We start from the raw sequence: 16,455 nt of genomic DNA on the forward strand, positions 1-16,455 counted from the left end.
CGGCGGTCACCGCGCGTCATGGGAGATCAGTAGTCCCAGCGCAGGTTCGGGAAAGCGCTGGGCGCCAACCCACCGGCCGGCCGAAGCCGGTCGGTGTGGGATCCCCAGAGATTGCGGGGGCCGGGGTCGGCAGGCTCGCCCGATCCGCTTGCCGCGGCGAGCACGCCGACCAGGGCGGCGACCTCGACGTCGGTCGGGTTGCCCTTGACCACGGTGAGGAATGGTGCTGCGGGAGCGGCGGTCTCGTCGCCCGCTGGTGTGGTGTGTTCGCTCATAGGGGGATGTTTCCGTGCTTCTTCGGCGGCATGTTCACCATCTTGCGCTCGAGGAGCTTGAGCGCGGTGGCGATCTGGCCGCGGGTGTGCGACGGCGGGATCACCGCGTCGACGTATCCGCGCTCGGCGGCGACGTACGGATTGACGAGGGTGTCCTCGTACTCCTGCTGGAGCTGCAGGCGCAGCGCATCGACGTCCTCGCCGTTGGCGGCGGCATCCTTGAGCTTGCCGCGGTAGACGAAGCCCACCGCGCCCGAAGCGCCCATGACAGCGATCTGCGCGGTCGGCCACGCCAGGTTCACGTCGGCACCCATGTGCTTGGAGCCCATGACGTCGTACGCGCCGCCGTAAGCCTTACGGGTGATGACGGTGATCTTGCCGACCGTGGCCTCGCCGTAGGCGTAGAGGAGCTTGGCGCCGCGACGGATGATGCCGTTGTATTCCTGTTCGGTTCCGGGCAGGAAGCCCGGGACGTCGACCAGGGTGATGATCGGAACGTTGAACGCGTCGCAGGTGCGCACGAACCGAGCGGCCTTCTCGGAGGCGTCGATGTCGAGGCAACCGGCGAACTGGGTCGGCTGGTTGGCGACGATGCCGACGCTGCGTCCGTCGACGCGACCGAACCCGACGATGATGTTCATCGCGCGCTCGGCCTGCACCTCGAGGAATTCGTCGTCGTCGAGGATGCGGCGGATGACCTCGTGCATGTCGTACGGCTGGTTCGGGGAGTCCGGGATGAGGGTGTCGAGCTCGAGATCCTCATCGGTCAGGGTGTCCTCGATCGAACCGGCGGCAGGCGCGGCGACCGGCAGGCGGGGGGCTTCGCCGCGGTTGTTGCTGGGCAGGTAGCCCAACAGTTCCTTGACGTAATCCAGGGCGTCCTCTTCGTCGGTGCCGACGTAGTGCGCCACACCGGATTTCGCCATGTGGGTGTGGGCGCCACCGAGGTCTTCCATCGTGACGTCCTCACCGGTGACGGTCTTGATCACGTCGGGACCGGTGACGAACATCTGGCTGGTCTTGTCGACCATCACGACGAAGTCGGTGAGTGCGGGGGAGTACACGTGTCCGCCGGCCGCGGCACCCATGATCAGCGAGATCTGGGGGATGACGCCGGAGGCGCGCACGTTGCGGTGGAAGATCTCGCCGTACAGACCCAGGGAGACAACGCCTTCCTGGATGCGCGCGCCGGCGCCTTCGTTGATGCCGACCAGCGGGCGGCCGGTCTTGATCGCCAGGTCCATCACCTTGACGATCTTCTCGCCGTAGACCTCGCCGAGGCTGCCGCCGAAGACGGTGACGTCCTGGCTGAAGATGCAGACCTCGCGGCCGTCGATGGTGCCGTAGCCGGTGACCACGCCGTCGCCGACCGGACGGCGATCACCCAGTCCGAAGTTGGTGCTGCGGTGGCGTGCCAGGGCATCGAGTTCGACAAACGAACCGTCATCGAGAAGGTGCGTGATGCGCTCACGTGCAGTGAGCTTGCCCTTCTCGTGGGTTTTCTCAACTGCTGCCTCGCCGACCGGGTGCTTTGCCTCGGCCAGGCGATTGTGCAGGTCAGTGAGCTTTCCGGCAGTTGTGTGGATGTCCGGCGCCGCTTGCGCGTCCTGGGGGGAACTCGTCATGGCCTTGATGCTATCCACACTGTGTGAAGGGGGTGCGCGCCGGGCTAACCTGAGGGTTGACTCACATTTGAGGTGGTACCGCAGAACACAGATGTTTCGGCGTGGTCGAAACGCCGGGTGAGCGCCGGGTATCGCCTGGCGGAGCACCCTTACGCTGATGGCATGAACCAGGCAGTCCGACGTGACCCGATCGATGAACCAGCTCTCCGAGAGGCGGTGGCCGGGACCCGATGGAGTTCTGTGAGCGTGGTCGAGGAGACCGGTTCGACCAATGCGGATCTGGTGGCACTGGCCGCAACGTCGGACTGTGCCGGGTCGGTGATTGTCGCCGAACACCAGAGTGCGGGTCGCGGTCGCCACACCCGGCAGTGGGTGAGCCCGCCACGCTCACAGGTGGCGATGTCGGTGGCGGTGGCCGCCGATGGCCGCAACGCTCCGGCCGCGCTCGGCTGGTTGCCGCTGCTGGCCGGTCTCGCCGTGGTCGAGGGCATCGGGGCGGTCACCGACCTCGAACCGGTGCTCAAATGGCCCAACGACGTCCTGCTGCCCGCACCCGGCGGCACCACCGAGGGCATCGGCGGACGGAAGGTGTGCGGCATCCTCGCCGAACTGACCCGCGGGCCGTCCGGCGCGGTGGCGATCGTCGGGATGGGGATCAACGTCAGCCTCACCGAGGCCGAACTCCCGGTCCCCACGGCGATCTCGCTCGATCTCGCGGGCGCCGATGTGAACAGAGCGGATCTTGCCGCGGCCGTGCTCATCGCCCTGGATCGCCGGTTGCGCCAGTGGCCGGACGACATCGACGGACTCCGGCAGGACTATCGCGAGCGCTGTGCCACGCTCGGTCACCACGTGCGGGTGGAATTGCCGCTGGACAGACAACTCGAGGGGGTGGCGGTCGAGATCGACACCACCGGGCGGGTCGTCGTGCAGGATGCGGACGGAGACCGGGTCGCGGTCTCGGCCGGCGACGTGACCCACCTGCGCATCACCGACTGACCCCCCGGTCCCGCGAGCTCGTGGCGAGCTCGCGGGAGGGGCGATCAGATCAGGGGCGTTCCATGCTCTTGGTGCCCATCGCGGGGATCAGGAACATGATCGGCAGCCCGATCACGGCGTGGACGATCGCGGTCGAGATGCCGGTGGTCCATTCGCGCGAGAGCAGCAGCGGGATCAGGATCGCCGCGACGACGAGCAGGCCAACGATCCACTTGAAGAAGTCGTTGGGCGCCGGCGTCGCGAGCTGCAGGACGTACCAGAGCGCGCCCGCGAAGAGCGCGCAGAGGAATGCCACGACGGCGAACCAGTATTCGTCGTTGGCCATCGGATTCCAGACACCGAGCGCGCCGGTTTCGTTCACCCGCGTGATGATGAGCCGGATGATCCAGGCGACGAGCCAGGCCGCGAGGCCGGTGACCACGGCGGTGGCCAGGACGCCACCGACGAACATCGTCGGATTGACCTGTGGCCGATTGGGTTTCGGACGCCGCTTCGGCGCTGCCGGCCGCGCCACCGGCGCCTGATCGTCCCGGTATTGCTCGGCGGGATACTGCTCGTAGGGTTGCTGGTAGCCCTGTTCGGGGTACGCCTGGCTGTATGCCTGCGGATCGGGGTCCTGTCCGTGGTCGTAACGCCGGGTGCGTGGGTTGTTGGGGTCATTCGGGTACATCGGGCACCTCCCTGCAGGTGAGTCTACTGATCACCGACACCTGCGGTGTTCAATGATGAGGCGACAACCGTAACCCCTTCCAGAGCTCGCACCTCGCGTCAGGTGTGGCCGGCGGGTGGTTTGATTGCGGCACGTCCAGATGTGGCGCACCGGCGCGTCGGCTTACATGCGTATCGAGAGGGAAGGCCTGTTGATGGGGTATCCGGAGAGCATCCTGGCGCAGGGTGAGCGCGTCGTCCTGCACCATCACCCGCATTGGAAATGCCTGCTGATGCCGACCGTGGTGTTCGTTCTGGGCACGGCCCTGGCGGGTGTGGCGGGCGGATACCTGTCGACCTCGGATGTCAGCTCGTCCACGAAGACGGTCCTGGGCATCATCCTCGCGGTGGCGTGGCTCGCGGTGGTGCTCTGGTTCTTCGTCCGTCCGTTCATCAGCTGGCGGACCACACACTTCGTGCTCACCGACCGTCGCGTGACCTACCGCAACGGCATCCTGACCCGATCCGGGATCGACATCCCGGTTCAGCGCATCAACTCCGTCGAGTTCCGGCACGGCATCATCGACCGGATCTTGCGGACCGGGACGCTGATCATCGAGTCGGCCTCCGAGGATCCGCTCGAGTTCACCGACATCCCGCAGGTCGAGCGCGTCCATTCCCTGCTCTATCACGAGGTCTTCGACACCGCCGACGGCGACGACTTCCGTGGGCGCCGGTGAGTGTCGTCGCCGACTTTTCGGGCACGGACATGAGCGTTGACGGCCCATCCGGGCGCGGTGGGCCTAAGTTGATCAGGTGACCGACGTTCTGCTCGCCGAAGACGATGAAGCGATATCCGCGCCGCTGGCGCGTGCGCTGACCCGCGAGGGTTACGGCTGCGAGGTTGTCACCACCGGGACCGACGCACTCGAACGCGCCGCCAGTGGGCGGTTCGAGCTGCTGGTGCTCGACCTCGGCCTACCCGAGATGGATGGTCTCGAGGTGTGCCGCCGCATCCGGCAGACCCGGCCACAACTGGCCGTGCTGATGCTCACCGCCCGCACCGATGAGGTCGACTTCGTCGTCGGTCTCGATGCAGGGGCAGACGACTACGTCGGGAAGCCGTTCCGGCTCGCCGAACTGCTCGCCCGGGTCCGGGCGTTGTTGCGCCGCAAGCACACCGCCGATGTCGTGCTCGAGGCCGGTGACATCCACCTCGACGCCCGCGGACGACGCGTCCAGGTCTCCGGCGTGGACACGACACTGGCCAACCGGGAATTCGACCTGCTGCGCTATCTGATGGAGCGGGCCGGCGAGGTGGTCAGCCGGGAGGAGATCCTGACCGAGGTCTGGGGCACCCCGGATCTGTTGTCGTCCAAGACGCTCGACATGCACATCTCCTGGTTACGGCGAAAGATCGGCGACGACCAGCCCAACCGGCGCAAGCGGATCGTCACCGTCCGCGGTGTCGGCTTCCGCTTCGATCCCGACTAGACCGTGCGCGGTCGCATACTCCGATCGATGATCGGCATGGTCGTGGGCATCGGGTTGCTCCTCGGCGTGCCACTGATGGTCACTGCGTGGTGGTGGGTGGGTGACACCGCGCAACAGGACCTCGACGATCGGCTCAAACGCATCTCCACAGAACTGCTCCTCCAGGAGGGCTCGGACGGCACGATCACCGGGGGTCTGGACCGGGAGAAGTTCCGTCTGCTGATCCCGCCCGAGGGTCGGTTGGTGATCACGTATCCGGTGAGGACGCCGACCGGGACCGAACAACGCGAGGTCGGCATCGGCACCGAGTTCGATGAAGAGCCCGCCACCGAATCGCTCGCCCTGGGCGAGGCCGGGTCATTGACCCTGTCGATCCCGCAGAACCAGGTGCGCAGCAGGCAGTGGGCTGCCGTGGGCGTCGTGTCGCTGGTCGTGACGATGTCGGTGATCGCCGGGATGGTGGTCGCGGCGGTCACCGCCGGGCGCCTGGCCGATCCACTCGAAGACGTCGCGAAGCGGGCGGCGCGGATGGCACAGGGCGACTACGGGACCGAGGGCCGGCACTACGACATCGAGGAGCTCGACCGGATGTCGTCTGCACTCGACGCCGCGAACCGGGAGATCATCACCCGGCTCGAACGCGAGGGCCGGATCGTCGGTGAGGTGTCCCATCAGCTCCGTAGTCGGCTCACCGCGATCCGGTTACGGCTCGAGGAGTTGTCGATCCATCCCGACACCGATGTCGTACATGAAGCGGAAGCGGCTTTGGCACAGGTGGAACGACTGACCAGTGAGCTCGACGAGTTGATCACCGCGGCCCGCGGCGAACAGGTCGCGATGCTCGAACCGGTCGACATCTCGAAGCAGGTCGCTCTGGTGGTATCCGACTTCCAGCAGGCGTTCGCGGTCGAGGGCCGTGAGTTGATCGCGCAGACGAGCGGGCACGCCGAAGCCCGGGCGACCCCCACCCGGTTGCGGGAGGCGCTGGCGGTGCTCGTCGACAACGCACTGCAGCACGGTCAGGGCAGGACCGTCGTCGACACCCAGGAGTTGCCGGGCAGCGGAATGATCCGGATCTCGGTGTCGGATGAGGGGCCGGGCGTGACCGACGAGAGTGCACCGCACGTATTCCAGCGGGGCTATTCGGAGGGAGGCTCGAGTGGCGTCGGACTGTCGCTGGCGAGGTCGCTCATCGAGGCCGACGGCGGCCGGCTCGATCTGCTGTATCGCCGTCCACCGACGTTCGCGATCGTCGTGCCCCGATATGACATCGGGGAGCACGGTACGGATGCATCGCGCAGCCGGGCCGAACCCAGGTGAAACCGGGGAACGTTCAGCTGTGGCCGAGTTCGCGGGGTGTCGGTTCGAGGCCGGGGGTCACCGATTCGGCCGCATCCAGGTCGGATTCGGGGAAGGCGAAGCGGCGCAGTGCCCAGAAGCGGAAGGCCATCTGGATCAGGTTGCCGATGATGTAGCCCAGGACGAAGTCCATGATGACCAGTTTGGTGACGTCCACCGAGCTACGGATGTCGAAGAGGTTGTTGGCGACGAACAGGGGGGCCGCCTGTAACACGACACCGACGCCACTGATCGCGAAGAACAGCATGGCCTCGTGGTGTGTTTCGCGTCCGCCACGATTCTTGAACGCCCACTCGCGGTTCAGGACGTAGCTGACGATCGTGGCCAGTACGCCGGAGATGATCTTGGCGATGACCGGCTTGGTGTCCAGGACGGTCAGGCTCAGCGAATAGAAGATCGCCATGTCGAGGATCATCATCGATCCGCCGATGATCGCGAACTTGATCAGCTCGTGGTGACGCATCGCCAGCGCTCGGATCGGCGCTGGAGTACGGGACAGCAGCCCGTCGATGAATGACACAAGGATGCAGTCTACGAAATAACCACCCGTCGAAACGAATCTCCGAGCGTATGGGCTGCCCGTGTCATCCATCGAGGTCCGAACATGACACGATTGGTAGCCGTGACGAGTGATCGAAACCCAGCCCCCGAATCGATCGTGGCAACGGTTCCGCCGGCGCCCGCCCCGGCATCGGCAGGACGCGGGACCGCGGCGAGCGGAAGCCGGACCGCGGCGGCCTCGGGCATGCCGGTGGTGACCATGATCGGTGGCGGTCAGCTCGCCCGGATGACCCATCAGGCAGCGATCGCGCTCGGACAGCGGCTGCGGGTTCTGGCCGCCTCCGCCGACGAACCCGCCGGTCAGGTGACCCCCGACCTGGTTGTGGGTTCACACACCGACCTCGACGATCTCCGGGCCGCCGCTGCGGGCTCCCATGCGCTGACCTTCGACCACGAAGGTGTACCCGTAGAACTTCTCGAGGTTCTGGTCTCCGAAGGCGTCAAGGTCCTGCCGCCGCCGACGGCGTTGATCTACGCCCAGGACAAACTGAAGATGCGCCGCAAACTGGCCTCGCTCGGCGCGCCGATTCCCGATTACGTCGAATTGGCCGGCCCCGATCTGCAGGCTGCGCTCATCGAATTCGGTGACCGACATCACTGGGAGATCGTCCTCAAGGCGATCCGCGGCGGCTACGACGGCCGGGGTGTCTGGCTGATCGAGAATCGGGAACAGGCGCTCGAGGTCCTGGCGAAGGCACCCGAGGGAACCGCACTGATGGCCGAGCAGAAGGTGGCGCTACGTCGGGAACTGTCCGCGATGGTCGGGCGCTCGCCCTTCGGGCAGGGTGCGGTCTGGCCGGTCGTCGAAACCGTGCAGCGCAAGGGTCAGTGTGCCGTCGTGATCGCGCCGGCACCCTCCTTGGACGCCGACGTCGCGGCACAGGCGCAGCGCCTGGCGTTGTCGCTCGCCGCCGAATTGGGTGTCGTCGGTGTGATGGCGGTGGAGCTGTTCGAGACGCGCGATGGCGACCTGCTGGTGAACGAGCTGGCGATGCGTCCGCACAACAGTGGTCACTGGAGCATGGACGGCGCGGTGACCGGGCAGTTCGAACAGCATCTGCGAGCCGTGCTCGATTACCCGCTCGGTGACACCGGCACCCTCGCGCCGATCACCGTGATGGCGAACATCCTCGGGGCCGAGGAGGCGCCGGAGATGTCCATGGACGAACGGCTGCATCACCTGTTCGCCCGGATTCCGCAGGCCAAGGTGCACCTCTACGGCAAGGGCGAGCGGCCGGACCGCAAGATCGGGCACATCAATGTGCTCGGCGCGGCGTCGGACGACATCGACGACCCGGCCGATGTGGCACGCGTGCGGGAGATCGCCGAACGGGCGGCACACTGGATGTCGACCGGGATCTGGACAGATGGATGGGATGTGCACGGTGAGTGAAACTGCAGGGGCGGCCTCGGGGCCGCGTGTCGGCCTGATCATGGGCAGTGATTCCGACTGGCCGACGATGGAGGCCGCCGCCGAGGCGCTCGCTGAGTTCGGGGTCCGATTCGAGGTCGGCGTCATCTCGGCGCACCGCACACCGCAACGCATGCTCGACTACGCCAGAGATGCTGCCGGTCGCGGCCTTTCGGTGATCATCGCCGGCGCCGGTGGCGCCGCCCACCTGCCCGGCATGGTGGCGTCGGCAACCCCGCTGCCGGTCATCGGTGTGCCGGTGCCGCTCAAGTATCTCGACGGCATGGATTCTCTGCTGTCGATCGTGCAGATGCCCGCCGGGGTACCGGTGGCCACCGTGTCGATCGGTGGGGCGCGCAATGCCGGCCTGCTGGCTGTGCGCATCCTGGCCGCGTCCGATCCGGCTCTGCGGGTCAGGATGGAACGGTTCCAGGCCGATCTGCACGACATGGTCCTGGCGAAAGATCAAGCGTTGCAGGAGAATCTGCTCGGCGGATAGCGCCGAACGACACTCGCCCAAATCAACTCGACCCGGTGATCAAACGTCGACGGAACAGGTCGAGTACGTCGTCGAGCGCCTGCCGCGTGGGTTGGCCGGGCTCGTCGATGAGGTGCTCGGTCAAGGGCGAGTGCGGTGGCATCGGCGACGGCCCGGCCGCACTGTCGTCGAGTTCGATCGCCACGAACGCATCGCCGAGTTCTCTGCGCAGGTATTCGAAGCGTCGTGGGGGACAGATGCGGTCGCCTTTGAATCGGACGCCGAGCACCTGAAGTCCGTTCGCGCATCGCCGCTTGACGGTCTCGAGTTCTTCGGGCGAGATGTCGATGTTGCCGGCCAGTGCGTTGACCGGCCGAAAAGGCAGCGACGGCTGGGCCAGCACGGGTGCCAGCAGCCGGTCGTCGGTGGCCATCGCCAATGCGAATCCGCCGGTGAAACACATGCCGATCGCGCCGACGCCGGGCCCACCGCAACGAGTGTGTTCGTGGGCGGCGAGGGCGCGTAGCCAGGTGACGACAGGTGAGGACTTCCCGGTTGCCAGAGTGGTGAACTCGCTGCTGATGCAGGTCGGGACGAGCGTTGCGGCCATTTTCGCCAGGTCTGCGGGTCCGGAGTTGTTCGGATCCAGCCCATCGATTCCGAAAAGGCTGGGAAGTACTGCGGTGCAGCCGATCTCGGATACCTTGCGAGCGAAGTCGAGCACCTTCGGCGTGATGCCCGGCATTTCGGCGACGATGATGACCGCGGGCCCGCGCCCGCGCCGGTAGAGGGTCCTGGTCTCGCCGAAGTGCGTGAAATCGGTCATCTCGAAATCGGAGAGTGCAGCTGCCGGTGAGGTCTGTTCGCTCATCTGATGATCGCCTTTCGACAGCCGGTCCTCGGGTGCGCCCAAGGCTAGCTTTCGGCGCTGCCCGGTGGGGCTCGAACAGACTTCAGTTACCCGGCAGTAACTGAATCTATCGCCGGTATTAGAATTGCGGCGAAGGAAAATCGCACTGGCGCCTACTAGGAGTGTTCTGATGGCCGGCAATCCCGACTTCGATCTGTTCAAGCTCGCTGAAGAGCACGATGAGCTGCGTTCCGCGATCCGGGCGCTTTCGGAAAAGGAGATCGAACCGCACGCGGCGGACGTCGATGAGAAGTCGCGCTTCCCGGAAGAGGCCCTCACCGCGCTGACCGCCTCGGGATTCAACGCCATCCACGTGCCCGAGGAATACGACGGCCAGGGCGGTGACTCGGTCGCGGCATGCATCGTGATCGAAGAGGTTGCCCGGGTGTGCGCATCGTCCTCGCTGATCCCGGCCGTGAACAAGCTCGGCACGATGGGGTTGATCCTCAAGGGCTCCGAGGAGCTCAAGCGGCAGGTCCTGCCGACCCTTGCCAGCGGCGAGGCGATGGCTTCCTACGCGCTCTCCGAGCGTGAAGCGGGTTCCGACGCCGCCTCGATGAAGACCCGCGCCAAGGCGGTCGGCGACGACTGGGTGCTCAACGGATCCAAATGCTGGATCACCAACGGTGGTAAGTCCACCTGGTACACCGTCATGGCCGTCACCGATCCCGACAAGGGCGCCAACGGCATCTCCTCGTTCATCGTCCACAAGGACGACCCCGGTTTCACCGTCGGGCCGCTGGAGAAGAAGCTCGGCATCAAGGGTTCGCCGACCGCCGAGCTGTACTTCGAGAACTGCACCATCCCGGGTGACCGCATCATCGGCGAGCCGGGCACCGGTTTCAAGACCGCGCTCGAGACCCTCGACCACACCCGCCCGACCATCGGTGCACAGGCCGTCGGTATCGCACAGGGCGCGTTGGATCAGGCGATCGCCTACACCAAGGACCGTAAGCAGTTCGGCAAGTCGATCAGCACCTTCCAGGGTGTGGAGTTCATGCTCGCCGACATGGCGATGAAGGTGGAGGCCGCCCGTCTGATGGTCTACACCTCGGCAGCACGCGCCGAGCGTGGCGAGAAGAACCTCGGGTTCATCTCGGCCGCTGCCAAGTGCTTCGCCTCGGATGTGGCCATGGAGGTCACCACCGACGCGGTGCAACTCTTCGGCGGCGCCGGTTACACCCGCGACTTCCCGGTCGAGCGGATGATGCGCGATGCAAAGATCACCCAGATCTACGAAGGCACCAACCAGATCCAGCGCGTCGTGATGTCGCGCGCGCTGCTGCGCTGACGCCCGCGGTTTCGGTGTTCTCTGGTCCACCCGTGGTCTGATGCGACAGACCGCGGGTGGGCACTAGATTGGGCCAGATGAGCACCCAGCGGATACTCGAGCGCTGGCACAGATTTGCCGAGCCGCGGCGTCTCCTGCTCGATACCCTGTTGGCCGGTTCCATCGCACTGTTGACCGTCGTTCCCGAGTTGTGGGAAGAGATGGGCGACCGGGTTCTCTGGCGGATCCTGCTGGGAGCCATCGCCTGTGCGGCGCTGGCGTTCCGCCGAACCAGTCCCGACATCGCCGGTCTGGCGATCGCCGGTGTCTCGTTCGTGCATGTCGCGGTTGACCAGAACCTGAGTCCGGCGGTCGGTACGGCCGCGCTGATCGGTCTGTATTCGATGGCCGCCTACGGCTCGGTCCGGGGCACCGGCGCCGCGTTGGTTCTCGGGATATGCGGCGGCGTCGCGGCTTCGGGCCGGTTCTTCTCCGCTGCCAGGGAAACACCGGAATTCGACTACAGCCTGGTCGACGCCGCATTCTTGGCCGCGTTCGCCGCCGGTGTGTGGGCGGTCGGGATGCTGCGCCGGACGCGGCTGCGTGAGGTCGCGACATTGCGGGAGCGGGCGCGGCTGCTGGAACTGGAGCGGGCCCAGGAGGCCGAACTCGCCGCGGTCGGTGAACGCACCCGCATCGCGCGCGAGATGCACGACATCATCGCCCACACCCTGACCGTTGTTATCGCCCAGGCAGATGGCGGACGCTATGCGGCCCAGCAGGATCCGGACGTGGCGGTCAAGGTGCTCGCGACGATCGCCGACAACGGCAGGCAGGCGTTGGCGGACATGCGAGCGCTGCTCGGGGTCTTGCGAGATGACGGTCCGCGCGACATCCGTGCGATTCCGGGCATCGCCGATCTCGAGGACCTGGTGGCGACGGTGCGGTCGGGCGGATTGCCGGTCCGGTTCCAGACGATCGGTGAACCCCGCGACGTGTCGGCGGGGTGTGGGCTGACCGCCTACCGGGTCGTCCAGGAATCCCTGACCAACATTCTCAAACACGCCGGCGATGGAGCCCGCGCCGACATCGAATTGCACTGGGGAGATGAGGAATTGACGATCACGGTCACAGACGATGGCCGCGGGCGCGGGGACGCCGTCGTCGACGGTGGGGGCAAAGGCGTGCTGGGGATGCGGGAACGCGCTGAATTGCACGGTGGCTCACTGCAGGTCGGCAACCGCGCCGACGGAGCCGGCCATGAGGTACGCGCGATCCTTCCGTTGGGCGATTCCCGATGACCGAATCGATCCGGGTCGGCCTCGTCGACGATCAGGCGCTGGTACGGGCGGGCTTCGGCATGGTCATCAACTCACAACCCGACATGGCCGTGGTGATGGAGGCCGCAGACGGCGCCCAAACTCTGGCCCGTCTGACCGAATGCGACGCCGATGTCCTGCTCATGGATGTCCAGATGCCCGGGGTCGATGGGATCTCGGCGACCCGGCAGATCCTGGAGTCCGGTGGCCCGGCACCGAAGGTCCTGATCCTGACCACCTTCGACACCGACGAGTATCTCTTTGCGGCGATCGCCGCCGGAGCCAGCGGCTTCCTGCTCAAGGATGCCCAGCCCGAAGAACTACTCGCGGCGATCCGCACCGTACACGCCGGTGACGCCGTGATCGCGCCCCGATCGACGCGGCGTCTGCTCGAACATGTGGCCGGAACCGTATCCGGGCGATCGGAACCGGCGGCGCAGTGGTCATCACCGCCGGTACCGGCAGACCTGATCGATGCCCTCACCCCGCGCGAAACCGAAGTCCTGCAGGCGATCGCGATCGGCAAGACGAACGGCGAGATCGCGGCCGACTTCCACCTGTCCCTGGCGACGGTGAAAACGCACGTCGGTCGGATCCTCGCGAAGACCGGATCCCGCGACCGGGTTCAGGTGGTGCTGTTCGCGTTCCGCACCGGCATGGTGGGGATCGACGACATTCTCCGGCTGCACGCGTAGTCGCATCAGCCGACATCAGACCCCGGTCTGATGGTCGGTTGACGCACAAATCCGCCTTCGCGCCGATGTCTGCGCACAACTCTCGGCAATACGTTTGCCCGACAGGTCATTTGACCATGCAGCGGACAATGGGAGGTTGGGCAATGTCAGAAGCAGTCGCCGCGCGGGCGATAGGTGTACGCAAGTCGTACGGCCAGGGCGGTGCGGTGGTCCACGCACTGCGTGATGTGAGTATCGAGGTGCCGGCCGGCCGGTTCACGGCGATCATGGGGCCATCGGGTTCGGGAAAATCGACTCTCATGCATTGCCTGGCCGGACTCGACACCCCGACCTCGGGAACGGTGCGGATCGGCGAGGTGGATCTGGGGCACAGCGGCGACTCCGAGCGAACGCGGCTGCGGCGCAGGGAGCTCGGCTTCGTCTTCCAGGCGTTCAATCTGCTGCCGGCACTGACCGCCCGAGCCAACATCGTCCTGCCACTGACCCTTGATCGGCGCACACCCGATCAGGCCTGGTTCGACGAACTCGTCGACGTGCTCGGCATCGAAGATCGCCTCGACCACAAGCCGAGTGAACTCTCCGGCGGCCAACAGCAACGCGTCGCGATCGCGCGGGCGCTGCTGGGCCGGCCCCGGCTCGTCCTGGCCGATGAGCCCACCGGCAACCTCGACAGCACGTCCGGGGCGCAGGTTCTGTCCCTGCTGCGTGACAGCAGCCGCCACGGCGGACAGACCATCGTCATGGTGACGCACGATCCGGTCGCGGCGAGCTACTGCGATCAGGTCTTGGTGATGGCAGATGGGCGACTGGTCGATCACATCGATTCACCCACTGCGGATTCCGTTCTCGACTCGATGGTTCGGCTTGGTCCGGCAGCAGCGCGGACGGCCGGTGGGTTGTGATGAGGGCGTTTGTTCTGGCGCAGATGCGGATGCACCGGGGCCGGTATGTGGCCTCGGCTCTGGCAGTGGTGTCTTCCGTCGCGTTCGTGGCAGCGACGTTGACGCTGACGGCGAGCGCCACCGCGTCGATGCGGGATTCGGTTGCCGGGCAGTTCTCCGGCGTCGACGCCGCGGTCGTGGTCCCGGGCGAGTTCGCCGAACGCACCACCTCGCAGGTCGCCGCCGTGCCCGGTGTCGCTGCGGTGGCGCTCGACCGGGAGCGTCTGGTCAGTGTGACCAGCGGCGACAAGTCGTACAACCAGGTGAACCTCGGCACGATGGCGCGCGATGAGGGGCTCCGCCGGCAACAACTCTCGGTCGGACTGATGCCCGAGGGGCCGTCGCAGGTGGTGGCCTACGCGGGATCGAATTTCGCGCTCGGACAACGGCTCTATGTCCGGCCCGATGTCGGCGCGGGCGCCGACCGGGTCGCCACCGAGATGACTGTGGTGGGGTTGCTGAGATCCGATGGCGCGGCGGCCGGCCCCACGCAACTCTTCGGGTCCCCGGAAGCGGTGTCGGCGGTCGCTCCCGGACGGGCGGACGAGCGGGCCCAGGATGTGGTCATCCGGATCGCCTTCGACGGATCCGCTGATCCCGTTGTCGTTCTCGGCACCCTCCGGGCACAGGTCGCGCCGGTACCCGGCGCCGAGGTGGTCACCGGAACCGAGGCCGCCGACAGGGTTCTGGCCCGATATACCGGCGAGAACGATCTGTTGGCCACCGTCCTGTTGGGCTTCGCCGCCATCACCGCCCTGGTGGCCTGCCTGGTCATCTCCAATACCTTTGCGGTGCTGGTCTCTTCGCGTACCCGTGAGCTGGCGCTGTTGCGTTGCATCGGTGCCGAGGTGTCGCAGGTGCGTGCTGTGGTGCGGCTGGAGGCCCTGGTCCTGGGCGTGGTCGCCGCGGCAGGCGGTGTGGTGCTCGGCATCGGAGGGGTGGCCGCGGCCACGGCGATCGTCCGGATGGCGGGTGCTGCGATACCGCTGACCGACCTGTCGATCCCGCTCGCGGCGACGGTGGTGCCGCTCCTGCTCGGAGTGGTGATGACGCTGGTGGCCGCCTCGGTACCGGTCCGTTCGGCCACCAGGATTCCGCCACTGGCCGCATTCGCCACCGGTGACGAGAGCGCGGCGGGCGGCGGGAGGCCGGTTGTTCGCCTGTGGTGCGCCGGGGTACTCGGGATCGCGGGTGGTTCGACCCTGGTACTCGGACTCGTCCTCGGATCAGGTGTGGTGGCCGGTGTCGGAGGTGCGATGACATTTCTGGCGGTGATGCAGGCCGGCGTCGTCGTGTTCCCGCCGCTGATCCGCAGCGTCGGTCTTGTCGGCGCGCGGGCCCTTCGGCGGACCGCGGCCGGCCCGGTTGCCGAACTCGCGGCCGCGAATGCCGGCAGGTCACCGCGCCGGACAGCGGCCACGGCATCGGCGTTGATCATCGGGATCACGTTGACCACCATGATGGTGACCGGTGCACAGACGGTCCGGTCGAGCGCCACCGCACTCATCTCCGATATGCACCCGGTCGACCTGATCGTCTCCTCGGGTTCGCCTCTGTCCGGTGAACTCGTCGACGCGATCAGGAAGACGCCGGGCGTGGCCGGCGCGGTCACGGTGACCCGCACGGACATCATGGTGAACGGCGTCCCGCTGGCGGTGGGCGCCGTGGACCCGGTGCACTTGCAAAAGGTCATGCGCAGTGACCGCGCCCCGTCCCCGGATGAGATCGCGGTGGAGCCCGAAGACCGGTCGCTTGTGGGTGTCGCGGTGGGTCAGCAGGTTTCGGTGATGGCCGGTGGCCTGAACCGGATGATGACGGTGGTCGACGGCGAGAGCGGTTCCTTCGCGGACCGGGACGTCGTGCGCGCGGCGCCCGTGCCCACCGGACTTGCGATCCGGCTCGACTCGGTCGGCGCCGAGGGGGAACGGGTTGTCACCGCGCTGCGTGATCTGGTCGCGGGCAGCGCGCCGGACGCGACATTTTCCGGTGGTGCCGAGATCGCGCAGCAACTGGACGAGGTCGTCACACTCGTCCTGCGAATCGTGTTGGCACTGTTGGCCGTCGCGGTGGTGGTGGCTCTGATCGGGGTGGGGAACACGATGGCGCTGTCGGTGATCGAGCGTCGACGGGAGAACGCGCTGCTGCGGGTGGTCGGGCTCAGCCGCCGCGGGGTCGCGGCCATGTTGCTGGGGGAGGCCGCGACGATCGCCGCGGTGGCCTCGGCCGTGGGTGTGGCCCTGGGAACCGGATACGGTCTGGCCGGCGCGGCCGCGGTGCTCGGACCCGACCGCTTCGCCGCGCCGGATATGCCCTGGGGCGTACTGGTGGGGATCGTGGTGATCGGTGGGATGGCCGGTCTCCTCGCCGCGGCGCTGCCGGCCCGGCAGGCGCTGCGGGCGGATCCGGCTGCCGCACTGTGACATCTGGGCTGTTCAGGACTTGACATCGAATAGAACGGATGTTCGACTGG

The 16,455-nt window shown here is 66.8% G+C and carries 16 protein-coding genes; 11 read left to right on the plus strand and 5 right to left on the minus strand.

All coding sequences use genetic code 11. From position 1 onward, the window contains the following. Positions 1–26: 26 nt before the first annotated feature. Positions 27–275 (minus strand): acyl-CoA carboxylase subunit epsilon, encoded by a 249-nt coding sequence (locus AC51GT_RS23905; protein WP_496325983.1) that lies wholly within the window; start codon positions 273–275, stop codon positions 27–29. Further along, complete coding sequence (locus AC51GT_RS23910) at positions 272–1,900, minus strand: acyl-CoA carboxylase subunit beta (protein WP_496325982.1); 1,629 nt, start codon at positions 1,898–1,900, stop codon at positions 272–274. Before AC51GT_RS23910 ends, AC51GT_RS23905 begins: the two co-directional genes overlap by 4 nt. Before the next feature lie 162 nt (positions 1,901–2,062). Between AC51GT_RS23910 and AC51GT_RS23915 the strand changes: the two genes are divergently transcribed. Continuing rightward, positions 2,063–2,899 (plus strand): biotin--[acetyl-CoA-carboxylase] ligase, encoded by an 837-nt coding sequence (locus AC51GT_RS23915; protein WP_496325981.1) that lies wholly within the window; start codon positions 2,063–2,065, stop codon positions 2,897–2,899. A 49-nt stretch (positions 2,900–2,948) separates the two neighbouring features. Here AC51GT_RS23915 and AC51GT_RS23920 read toward each other — a convergent pair whose 3' ends face one another. Further along, entirely contained in the window at positions 2,949–3,569 is a 621-nt protein-coding gene (locus AC51GT_RS23920; protein WP_496325980.1) for a hypothetical protein, read from the minus strand. 166 nt (positions 3,570–3,735) lie between these two features. Here AC51GT_RS23920 and AC51GT_RS23925 point away from each other — a divergent pair, with 166 nt between their 5' ends. From AC51GT_RS23925 to AC51GT_RS23935, 3 genes are all read left to right on the plus strand, one after another. Further along, a complete protein-coding gene (locus tag AC51GT_RS23925; protein ID WP_496325979.1) occupies positions 3,736–4,287 on the plus strand; it encodes a PH domain-containing protein in 552 nt (183 codons plus the stop codon). Between the two features lie 76 nt (positions 4,288–4,363). Continuing rightward, positions 4,364–5,041, plus strand: a complete 678-nt coding sequence (locus AC51GT_RS23930; RefSeq protein ID WP_496325978.1) for a response regulator transcription factor — start codon at positions 4,364–4,366, stop codon at positions 5,039–5,041. 27 nt (positions 5,042–5,068) lie between these two features. Further along, the gene (locus tag AC51GT_RS23935; protein WP_496325977.1) at positions 5,069–6,361 is read left to right on the plus strand and encodes a sensor histidine kinase; all 1,293 of its coding nucleotides are present in this window, start codon (positions 5,069–5,071) and stop codon (positions 6,359–6,361) included. Positions 6,362–6,374: 13 nt separating this feature from the next. On the opposite strand, the gene AC51GT_RS23940 is transcribed toward AC51GT_RS23935, so the two are convergent. Continuing rightward, entirely contained in the window at positions 6,375–6,920 is a 546-nt protein-coding gene (locus tag AC51GT_RS23940) for a GtrA family protein (protein ID WP_496325976.1), read from the minus strand. Between the two features lie 84 nt (positions 6,921–7,004). Between AC51GT_RS23940 and AC51GT_RS23945 the strand changes: the two genes are divergently transcribed. After that, positions 7,005–8,354, plus strand: a complete 1,350-nt coding sequence (locus tag AC51GT_RS23945) for a 5-(carboxyamino)imidazole ribonucleotide synthase (RefSeq protein ID WP_496325975.1) — start codon at positions 7,005–7,007, stop codon at positions 8,352–8,354. After that, the gene (purE, locus tag AC51GT_RS23950) at positions 8,338–8,871 is read left to right on the plus strand and encodes a 5-(carboxyamino)imidazole ribonucleotide mutase (protein WP_496325974.1); all 534 of its coding nucleotides are present in this window, start codon (positions 8,338–8,340) and stop codon (positions 8,869–8,871) included. Before AC51GT_RS23945 ends, purE begins: the two co-directional genes overlap by 17 nt. A 22-nt stretch (positions 8,872–8,893) precedes the next feature. Here the strand turns inward: purE and AC51GT_RS23955 are convergent, their stop codons facing one another. Continuing rightward, positions 8,894–9,721 carry a dienelactone hydrolase family protein gene (locus AC51GT_RS23955; RefSeq protein ID WP_496330385.1) on the minus strand — a complete coding sequence of 276 codons (828 nt, stop codon included), beginning with the start codon at positions 9,719–9,721 and terminating at the stop codon, positions 8,894–8,896. A gap of 169 nt (positions 9,722–9,890) precedes the next feature. Between AC51GT_RS23955 and AC51GT_RS23960 the strand changes: the two genes are divergently transcribed. The 5 genes from AC51GT_RS23960 (at position 9,891) to AC51GT_RS23980 (ending at position 16,405) form a co-directional block, all read left to right on the plus strand. After that, positions 9,891–11,051 (plus strand): acyl-CoA dehydrogenase, encoded by a 1,161-nt coding sequence (locus tag AC51GT_RS23960; RefSeq protein WP_496325972.1) that lies wholly within the window; start codon positions 9,891–9,893, stop codon positions 11,049–11,051. 77 nt (positions 11,052–11,128) lie between these two features. Further along, complete coding sequence (locus AC51GT_RS23965) at positions 11,129–12,331, plus strand: sensor histidine kinase (RefSeq protein WP_496330386.1); 1,203 nt, start codon at positions 11,129–11,131, stop codon at positions 12,329–12,331. Continuing rightward, the gene (locus AC51GT_RS23970) at positions 12,328–13,044 is read left to right on the plus strand and encodes a response regulator transcription factor (protein WP_496325970.1); all 717 of its coding nucleotides are present in this window, start codon (positions 12,328–12,330) and stop codon (positions 13,042–13,044) included. Before AC51GT_RS23965 ends, AC51GT_RS23970 begins: the two co-directional genes overlap by 4 nt. Before the next feature lie 143 nt (positions 13,045–13,187). After that, positions 13,188–13,946 (plus strand): ABC transporter ATP-binding protein, encoded by a 759-nt coding sequence (locus AC51GT_RS23975; RefSeq protein WP_496330387.1) that lies wholly within the window; start codon positions 13,188–13,190, stop codon positions 13,944–13,946. After that, a complete protein-coding gene (locus AC51GT_RS23980) occupies positions 13,946–16,405 on the plus strand; it encodes an FtsX-like permease family protein (protein ID WP_496330388.1) in 2,460 nt (819 codons plus the stop codon). The genes AC51GT_RS23975 and AC51GT_RS23980 overlap by 1 nt, the downstream gene beginning before the upstream one ends. Positions 16,406–16,455: the final 50 nt, after the last annotated feature.

The organism is Williamsia sp. z34, assembly GCF_059553395.1.